Source organism: Cellulomonas citrea (assembly GCF_009829685.1).
Lineage (GTDB): Bacteria > Actinomycetota > Actinomycetes > Actinomycetales > Cellulomonadaceae > Cellulomonas > Cellulomonas citrea.
This window is the reverse complement of the sequence record NZ_VWSD01000135.1, coordinates 1-8,178: the sequence shown is the minus strand read 5'-3', so window position 1 is coordinate 8,178 and position 8,178 is coordinate 1. Positions and strand designations below refer to the sequence as shown.

At 73.1% G+C, this 8,178-nt stretch carries 7 protein-coding genes; 6 read left to right on the top strand and 1 reads right to left on the bottom strand.

Annotation, left to right across the window (positions count from 1 at the left end):
• Positions 1-329: RsmE family RNA methyltransferase (locus F2B26_RS12870; protein ID WP_159809998.1), on the top strand; the 329-nt coding region annotated here is incomplete at its 5' end.
• Positions 330-427: 98 nt separating this feature from the next.
• On the opposite strand, the gene ppdK is transcribed toward F2B26_RS12870, so the two are convergent.
• On the bottom strand, positions 428-3,139 hold the full coding sequence (gene ppdK / locus F2B26_RS12865; RefSeq protein WP_159809996.1) for a pyruvate, phosphate dikinase: 2,712 nt from the start codon (positions 3,137-3,139) through the stop codon (positions 428-430).
• A 214-nt stretch (positions 3,140-3,353) separates the two neighbouring features.
• On the opposite strand from ppdK, the gene F2B26_RS12860 reads away from it, so the two are divergent.
• The 5 genes from F2B26_RS12860 to F2B26_RS12840 all read left to right on the top strand — a co-directional run.
• Positions 3,354-4,379, top strand: a complete 1,026-nt coding sequence (locus F2B26_RS12860) for a PhoH family protein (RefSeq protein ID WP_159809994.1) — start codon at positions 3,354-3,356, stop codon at positions 4,377-4,379.
• Positions 4,376-4,828, top strand: a complete 453-nt coding sequence (gene ybeY, locus F2B26_RS12855; RefSeq protein ID WP_159809992.1) for an rRNA maturation RNase YbeY — start codon at positions 4,376-4,378, stop codon at positions 4,826-4,828. Before F2B26_RS12860 ends, ybeY begins: the two co-directional genes overlap by 4 nt.
• Positions 4,825-6,084, top strand: a complete 1,260-nt coding sequence (locus F2B26_RS12850; RefSeq protein ID WP_159809990.1) for a hemolysin family protein — start codon at positions 4,825-4,827, stop codon at positions 6,082-6,084. Before ybeY ends, F2B26_RS12850 begins: the two co-directional genes overlap by 4 nt.
• Positions 6,081-6,989 (top strand): GTPase Era, encoded by a 909-nt coding sequence (era, locus tag F2B26_RS12845; protein WP_159809988.1) that lies wholly within the window; start codon positions 6,081-6,083, stop codon positions 6,987-6,989. The genes F2B26_RS12850 and era overlap by 4 nt, the downstream gene beginning before the upstream one ends.
• Before the next feature lies 1 nt (position 6,990).
• Positions 6,991-8,178, top strand: a 1,188-nt coding sequence (locus tag F2B26_RS12840) for an alpha/beta hydrolase family protein (RefSeq protein WP_159809986.1), incomplete at its 3' end; no start/stop codon positions are given.

Sequence of the window (8,178 nt, the reverse complement as noted above, 5' to 3'; positions counted from 1 at the left end):
AGTCCCGCCGCGCGTGGGTGCCCACGGTCGAGGCCGCGGTCGACTCCAAGGCGTTGACGGCCCGCATCGCGGCGACTGTCGCGGCCGGCGGTGCGGTGCTCGTGCTCCACGAGGAGGCCGAGCTGCCCCTCGCCGGTGCACCGCTGCCGGCCGACGGCGAGGTGCTCGTCGTGGTCGGGCCCGAGGGCGGGATCGACGCCGACGAGCTCGACGCGTTCGTCGCCGCGGGGGCGCTCGCCGTCCGGCTCGGACCCCATGTGCTGCGCACCTCCACGGCCGGACCGGTGGCGCTGGGGCTGCTCGCCCAACGGCTGGGTCGCTGGGGCTGAGCCGGGCTCCGACCTGACGTCGGGCCGCACGCCGCGGGGCGGGGCAGGACCGGTCGGCCCCACCCCGCCCCGTCGCGTGCACCCGGCGGGTGCGCAGGTCAGCGGCTGTCGGAGACCGTGTTGCCCTCGACCGCCGCCCGGCCCGCCTCCAGGCGGGCCACCGGCACCCGGAACGGCGAGCAGGACACGTAGTCCAGACCGGCACCGTGGAAGAACCGGATGGACTCCGGGTCGCCGCCGTGCTCACCGCACACGCCCAGACCCAGCTCCGGTCGGGTCGCGCGGCCCTCATCGACCGCGATCTTCACCAGCCGGCCGACCCCGAGCTCGTCGATCGTCTCGAATGGCGACACCGAGAGCACCCCGTTGGACGTGTACTGGGCGAAGAACGCGCCCTCGACGTCGTCGCGGGAGAAGCCCCACGTGGTCTGCGTGAGGTCGTTGGTGCCGAACGAGAAGAACTGCGCCTCGTCCGCGATCCGGCCGGCGGTGAGCGCCGCGCGCGGCAGCTCGATCATGCAGCCCACCGGCAGGTCGATCGTCACGCCCCGGGTCTGCGAGACCTCCGCCATGATCGTCGTGGCCATGTCGCGCACCAGGCGCAGCTCCTGCACCGAGCCGATGAGCGGCACCATGATCTCCGCGTGCGGGTGACCACCGGCCGCGAGCCGGTCGGCGACCGCCTCGCAGATCGCCCGGATCTGCAGCTCGAACAGCCCGCGCACCACCAGCCCGAGGCGCACCCCGCGCAGCCCCAGCATCGGGTTCGCCTCGTGCATGTGCTCGACGGCGGCCAGGAGCTTGACGTCCTGCTCGTCCACCTCGCCACGCTCGGCGGCCAGCGCGACCTTGACCGACAGGCTCGTCAGGTCCGGCAGGAACTCGTGCAACGGTGGATCGAGCAGCCGGATCGTGGTCGGCAGGGAGTCCATCGCCTCGAGCAGCTCGACGAAGTCGCCGCGCTGCAACGGCAGCAGCGCATCGAGCGCGGACTGCTTGTCCTCGTCGGTCTCGGCCAGCACGACGTGCTCGATGAGCACCCGACGCTCGCCGAGGAACTGGTGCTCGGTGCGGCACAGCCCGACGCCCTGGGCGCCGAGCCGCCGGGCCCGGGCGGCGTCCGCGGCGTTGTCCGCGTTGGCGTGCACCCGAAGCCGGCGCACCTGGTCGGCGTGCACGAGGATCCGGTCGACCGCGCGCACCAGCTCGGCGGCCTCGCCGTCGCCCGCCTGGGCCAGGGCGGCGTCGAGGCCGTCCTCCAGGTAGGTGGTCACCGGCGACGGCACCACCGGCACGTCACCGAGGAACACCTCACCGGTCGACCCGTCGATGGCCAGCACATCGCCCTCGACGACCGTGCGGCCCTTGCAGGTGAGCGACCTGGCGACCGGGTCGATGACGAGCTCCTCGGCACCGACGACCGCGGTGCGTCCCATGCCGCGGGCCACGACGGCCGCGTGCGAGGTCTTGCCGCCGCGTGCGGTGAGGATGCCGACCGCAGCGATCATGCCGCCCAGGTCGTCGGGGTTGGTCTCGCGGCGCACCAGGATGACGTCCTTGCCGGTGGCGGCCCACTCCTGGGCGGTCACCGGGTCGAACACCGCGGCGCCGACGGCCGCACCGGGGGAGGCCGCCATCGCCTTGGTGAGCAGGACGGCGTCCGACCCGGCCGCGAACTGGGGGAACAGCAGCTGGGACAGCTGGGCGCCGGTCACCCGGGACAGCGCCTCGTCCATCGTGATGAGGTGCTCGTCGACCAGCTGGGTGGCGATCCGGAAGGCCGCGTTGGCGGTGCGCTTGCCGACCCGGGTCTGCAGCATCCACAGCTTGCCGCGCTCGATGGTGAACTCGATGTCGCACAGGTCGCGGTAGTGCGTCTCGAGCTGGCGCATCACCTTGCGCAGCTCGCGGTACGCCTTCGGGTCGACCTTCTCCATGTCGTGCAGCGACAGGGTGTTGCGGATGCCGGCCACGACGTCCTCGCCCTGGGCGTTCGCCAGGTAGTCGCCGTAGTCGCCGGTCATCCCGGTCGCGGGGTCGCGGGTGAACGCGACGCCCGTCCCGGAGTCCGGGCCGAGGTTGCCGAACACCATGGTGACGACGTTGACCGCGGTGCCCAGGTCGTCCGAGATGCGCTCGCGGCGCCGGTACAGCCGGGCGCGCTCGGTGCCCCAGGAGTTGAAGACCGCGACGATCGCCATGTCGAGCTGCTCGCGCGGATGCTGCGGGAAGTCGCGGCCCGACTGCTCGCGCACGATGTGCTTGAAGGTGCCCACCAGCTCGCGCAGGTCGGCCGCGGTCAGGTCGACGTCGCTGGTCACGCCGCGCGCGGCCTTGGCCTTGTCGAGGGCGTCGGCGAACACGTCGCCGTCGATGCCGAGCACGGTGCGCCCGAACATCTGGATCAGCCGGCGGTAGGAGTCCCATGCGAACCGCTCGTCACCGGAGAACTCGGTGAGGCCGTTGACGCTGGCGTCGTTGAGGCCGACGTTGAGGACCGTCTCCATCATCCCGGGCATCGAGAACTTCGCACCCGAGCGCACCGAGACCAGCAGCGGCTCGTGCACGTCGCCGAGCTGACGGCCCATGGTGTCCTCGAGGTGCCGCAGCGCCTGGGTCACCTCCACGCGCAGCTCGGGCGGCACCTCGCCGTCGGCCATGTAGGCCCGGCACGCCTCGGTCGTGATCGTGAAGCCCGGCGGCACCGGCAGGCCCAGCCGGGTCATCTCGGCGAGGTTCGCCCCCTTGCCGCCCAGCAGGTCCTTCTGGTCCTTGTTGCCCTCGCTGAAGTCCTTGACGTATCTGGCCACGCCGCCACCTCCGAGCTCGTCCGGGCGTCGTTGCCCGTCCCACCGCCAGTGTGCTCGGCCCACGGGCGCCGACCCCGGGGACGATGGGCCCAGCCGGGTGGTCGGACCCTGCCCTCAGCCTGCGCCCACCCCGGTCTGGGCGCGAGCGTGCCGGTAGACTGGCCACCAGTCGATCGGACGACCTTCGAAGGAGCGCACGGCGAACGCCGAGCACATGAGCGAGCATCGAGCCACCACCCGCCCGGCCGTGCCTCCTGCCCGGGTGGAGCACCGCATCGTCGTCCCGACGGTCGTGCCCATGGTCCAGCTGCTCGGTCCGGCGGACGAGGTGCTGCGGGCCGTCGAGCGCGGTTTCCCGGGGGTCGACATCCACGTGCGGGGCAACGAGGTGTCCTTCGCCGGCCCGGCCGGTGACGTGGCGCTGGCCGCCCGGCTCGTCGACGAGCTGGCCGAGACGGTCGCGGCCGGTGCCCCGATCGGTGCCGAGGTGGTCGAGCGGTCGATCGCGATGCTGTCGGCCGGCACCCAGGTGCGTCCGGCCGATGTGCTCACGCTCGACGTGCTGTCCTGGCGCGGACGCACCATCCGCCCCAAGACGGCCGGGCAGAAGGAGTACGTCGACGCGATCGACACGCACACCCTGACCTTCGGCATCGGACCGGCCGGCACCGGCAAGACCTACCTGGCGATGGCCAAGGCGGTGCAGGCCCTGCAGGCCAAGCGGGTCAGCCGGATCGTGCTCACCCGCCCTGCGGTGGAGGCCGGTGAGCGGCTGGGGTTCCTGCCCGGCACGCTCGCGGACAAGATCGACCCCTACCTGCGTCCGCTGTACGACGCGCTGCACGACATGGTCGACCCCGAGTCGATCCCGCGGCTGATCGAGGCCGGCACCATCGAGGTGGCGCCGCTGGCGTACATGCGCGGGCGCACGCTCAACGACTCGTTCATCATCCTCGACGAGGCGCAGAACACCTCGACCGAGCAGATGAAGATGTTCCTCACCCGGCTGGGCTTCGGCTCGACCGTCGTGGTCACCGGGGACGTCACCCAGGTCGACCTGCCGTCGCCGTCGGCCTCCGGGCTGCGCGACGTGCAGCATGTGCTCGCCGACGTCCCCGACGTCGCGTTCTGCCGGCTGACCTCAGCCGACGTCGTCCGTCACCGCCTGGTGGGGGACATCATCGACGCCTACGCCCAGGCCGAGGTCGACCGGGCCGACGGGACGCGGGGACGACGATGAGCATCGAGGTGTCGAACGAGTCCGGGGTGGGGGTCGACGAGGCGGAGTTCGCCGCGCTGGCCCGCTACGTGCTCGACGAGATGCACCTGCACCCGCAGACCGAGCTCTCGGTGCTGCTGGTGGACACCGCCACGATGAGCGACCTGCACGTCAAGTGGATGGACGAGCCCGGCCCGACCGACGTGCTCTCGTTCCCGATGGACGAGCTGCGCCCGGGGCGCGAGGGTGCCACCACGCCGGCCGGGCTGCTCGGCGACGTCGTCCTGTGCCCCGAGGTCGCCGCCGCGCAGGCCAAGGTCGCCGGGCACAGCACCGCCGAGGAGCTGCTGCTGCTCACCGTGCACGGGATCCTGCACCTGCTGGGCTACGACCACGCGGAGCCCGCGGAGGAGAAGGAGATGTTCGACCTGCAACGTCGGTTGCTCCTCACCTTCCTCGCCGGACGATGACGGCGCCCGCCGCTCTGCTCGTCCCGCTCGCGGTGGTCGGCTACGTGCTGGCCGCCCTGCTGTCGGCGGGCGAGACCGCCGTCACCCGTGCCACCAGGGCGCAGGTCGCCGTGCTGTTCTCCGAGGGGCACCCCGCCGCGTCCCGGGTGCAGGCCCTCGTGGCCCGGCCGGTGCGGGTCGCGGCCGCGGCGGCGTTCGTCCGGCTGCTCGCCGAGATGGTCGCGACCGTGGCCGTCACCGTGGCGCTGGCCGCGACCGGCTGGCGCTGGCCGCTCGTGGTCGCCGTCGCGCTCGTCGTCTGCGCGGCCGTGGCCTGGGGGCTGGTGCGGGTGAGCCCGCGGTCCGTCGGGCGCCGGCACCCGGTCGCGACGTTGGCCGCCATGTCGCGGCTGCTCACCGTCGTCACCGCGGTCGCCGGCGGGCTGGGGCGCACCACGACTGCTGCCCTGTCCGCCGAGGCGGAGCAGGACGAGCTGCGTGACATGGTCGCGCGGGTGGCCGAGTCCGATGCCATCGAGGAGGGCGAGCGGCAGATGTTCCGTTCCGTCCTGGAGCTGCGCGACACGCTCACCCGCGAGGTCATGGTGCCGCGCACCGACATGGTGACCACCGGGGCGACCACCTCGTTGCGCAAGTCGCTCGCGCTGCTGCTGCGCTCGGGCTTCTCCCGGGTGCCGGTCGTCGGGGAGTCGGTCGACGACGTGCTGGGCGTGCTCTACCTCAAGGACGTCGTGCGGCACATCCCCGGGGCCAACGGCGAGCGTGACGGTGCGGCACTCGACGAGCCCACCGGGTCGCTGGCCCGCCCGGCGGTCTTCGTCCCGGAGTCCAAGCCCGTGGACGACCTGCTGCGGGACCTGCGGGACGGCTCGTCGCACATCGCGATGGTGGTCGACGAGTACGGCGGCATCGCCGGCCTGGTCACCATGGAGGACGCCCTGGAGGAGATCGTCGGGGAGCTCACCGACGAGCACGACCCGTCGGCCCCCGTGGTCGAGGACCTGGGCGACGGGGTGTTCCGGGTGCCGGCCCGCCTGGGCCGCGACGAGCTGGGGGAGCTGTTCGGCATCGAGGTGGAGGACGAGGACGTGGACACCGTGGGCGGTCTGCTCGCCAAGGCCCTGGGCCGGGTGCCGCTGCCCGGGTCGGTGGGCGAGATCCACGGTCTGCACCTGGTCGCCGACCGGGTGGAAGGACGCCGTCGGCGGCTGGCCACCGTGCTGGCCAGCCGTGCCGAACCGGAGGAGACCGCATGAGCACGCCCGGGTACCGCAGCGGGTTGGTCTGCCTGGTCGGGCGGCCCAACTCCGGCAAGAGCACGCTGACCAACGCCCTCGTCGGGACGAAGGTGGCGATCACCTCCGGCCGGCCGCAGACCACCCGGCACGTGGTGCGGGGCATCGTGCACCGCAGCGACGCCCAGCTCGTGCTGGTCGACACCCCCGGGCTGCACCGGCCGCGCACGCTGCTCGGTGAGCGGCTCAACGACCTGGTCGCGGGCACCTTGAGTGAGGTCGACGTGGTGGCGTTCTGCCTGCCGTCGGACCAGCGGGTGGGACCGGGGGACCGGTACATCGCCGACCAGCTCATGGACTCCGCCGACCGCGTGGTCGCGGTGGCGACCAAGACCGACCTGGTGAGCCGCGGCCGGCTGGCCGAGCACCTGATGGCCGTGGCCGAGCTGGGGCCGTGGGCCGACGTCGTCCCGGTCTCGGCGGTCGCGGGCGAGCAGGTCGACGTGCTCACCGACGTCCTCGTCGCGCACCTGCCGGAGGGACCGGCGCTCTACCCGGCCGGTGAGCTCACCGACGAGCCGCAGGACGTGATGATCGCCGAGCTCGTGCGCGAGGCCGCGCTCGAGGGCGTGCGGGACGAGCTCCCGCACTCGCTGGCGGTCGTCGTCGACGAGATCGTGCCGCGGGACAAGCCGACCGCCGACGGGCGCCCGTTCGTCGACGTGCGGGTCGACCTGTTCGTCGAGCGGGACAGCCAGAAGGCCATCGTCATCGGTCGCGGTGGCGCCCGGCTGCGCGAGGTCGGGGCCAGGGCGCGGGTGGCGATCGAGGAGCTGCTGGGCGCGCGCGTGTTCCTCGACCTGCACGTGCGGGTCGCCAAGGACTGGCAGCAGGACCCCAAGCAGCTCGGCCGGCTGGGCTTCTGACGTGCGCGGTCTGCTCGCCTCGCTCGAACGGCGGACGCGGCAGCTGCGGGTCGGGAGCTGGCGTGCGGCCACCGAGACGGTCGTGGCGCTCATCGCCCTGGCGGTGGTCGGTGCCGTGCTCGGGCCGCAGTGGGACCCCGTCCCGCTGGCCAGCACCCTCGCGCCGACGACGTCCGACACCGCGATCACGGGTGCCCCTGCCCTGGGGCACTACGACGTGCGCACGTCCGTGGTCACCGTGCAGCTCGACGGGACCAGTGTCGAGGCCCAGATCAGCGACCCGGTGGGCGCGCCCGCGGGGCGTCCCGGGGTGGTCTTCGTGCACGGTGCCGGGACCGGGCTGTACCAGGACGCGTTCGTCGAGCAGGCCCACGCCCTCGCGGCGGCCGGGGTCACCGCGATCGTGCCCGACAAGCGGCTGGACACCTACACCCTGCAGCACCGTGACTACGTGGCGATGGCCGGTGACTACGAGCGCTCGGTCGAGCTGCTGCGCGCCTGGCCCGGTGTGGACCCGGCGAAGGTGGGGGTCTACGCCGAGAGCGAGGGCGGCTGGGTCGCCCCCGTGATGGCGGTCCAGGACCCGTCGATCGCGTTCGTCGTGCTCGTGTCCAGCCCGGTGGTGCCACCCCGGCAGCAGGCGGCCTTCGCCGTGCACAACTACCTGCGCAACACCGGGGTCCCCTCGGACGTGTTCCGCGCGATCCCGCGGGCCGTCGGGCTGAGCCTGCCCGGCGCCTTCGAGTACGTGGACTTCGACGTGCAGCCATGGCAGCAGCAGATGCGGCAGCCGGTGCTCGTCGCCTACGGCACCGCCGACGCCTCGATGCCGCTCGTGCAGGGCGCCCAGCAGATCATCGACGACGCGGCCGTGGCCGGCGACCACCAGGTGACCGTGCGCTACTACGACGGGGCGAACCACGGTCTCAAGATCGGCACGGACGTGGTGGCACCGTTCCTGCGTGACCTGTGCGGGTGGGTGCTCGGGCTGCCGGCCACGGCGGGCGCCGCACCGCAGGTCGCCGGTGCCGACCCGCGCCAGGAGCTGCGGGCCGCACCCGTGCCCACCCCCCGGTGGCTGAGCGACGGGATGGTCATGGTGGTCGTCGTGGCGAGCGCGGCCGGTGCGCTGGCCCTGGCGCTGCTCGTGGTCGGTGCCCGACGCGGGGCCCAGCTGCTGCGGCGTCGG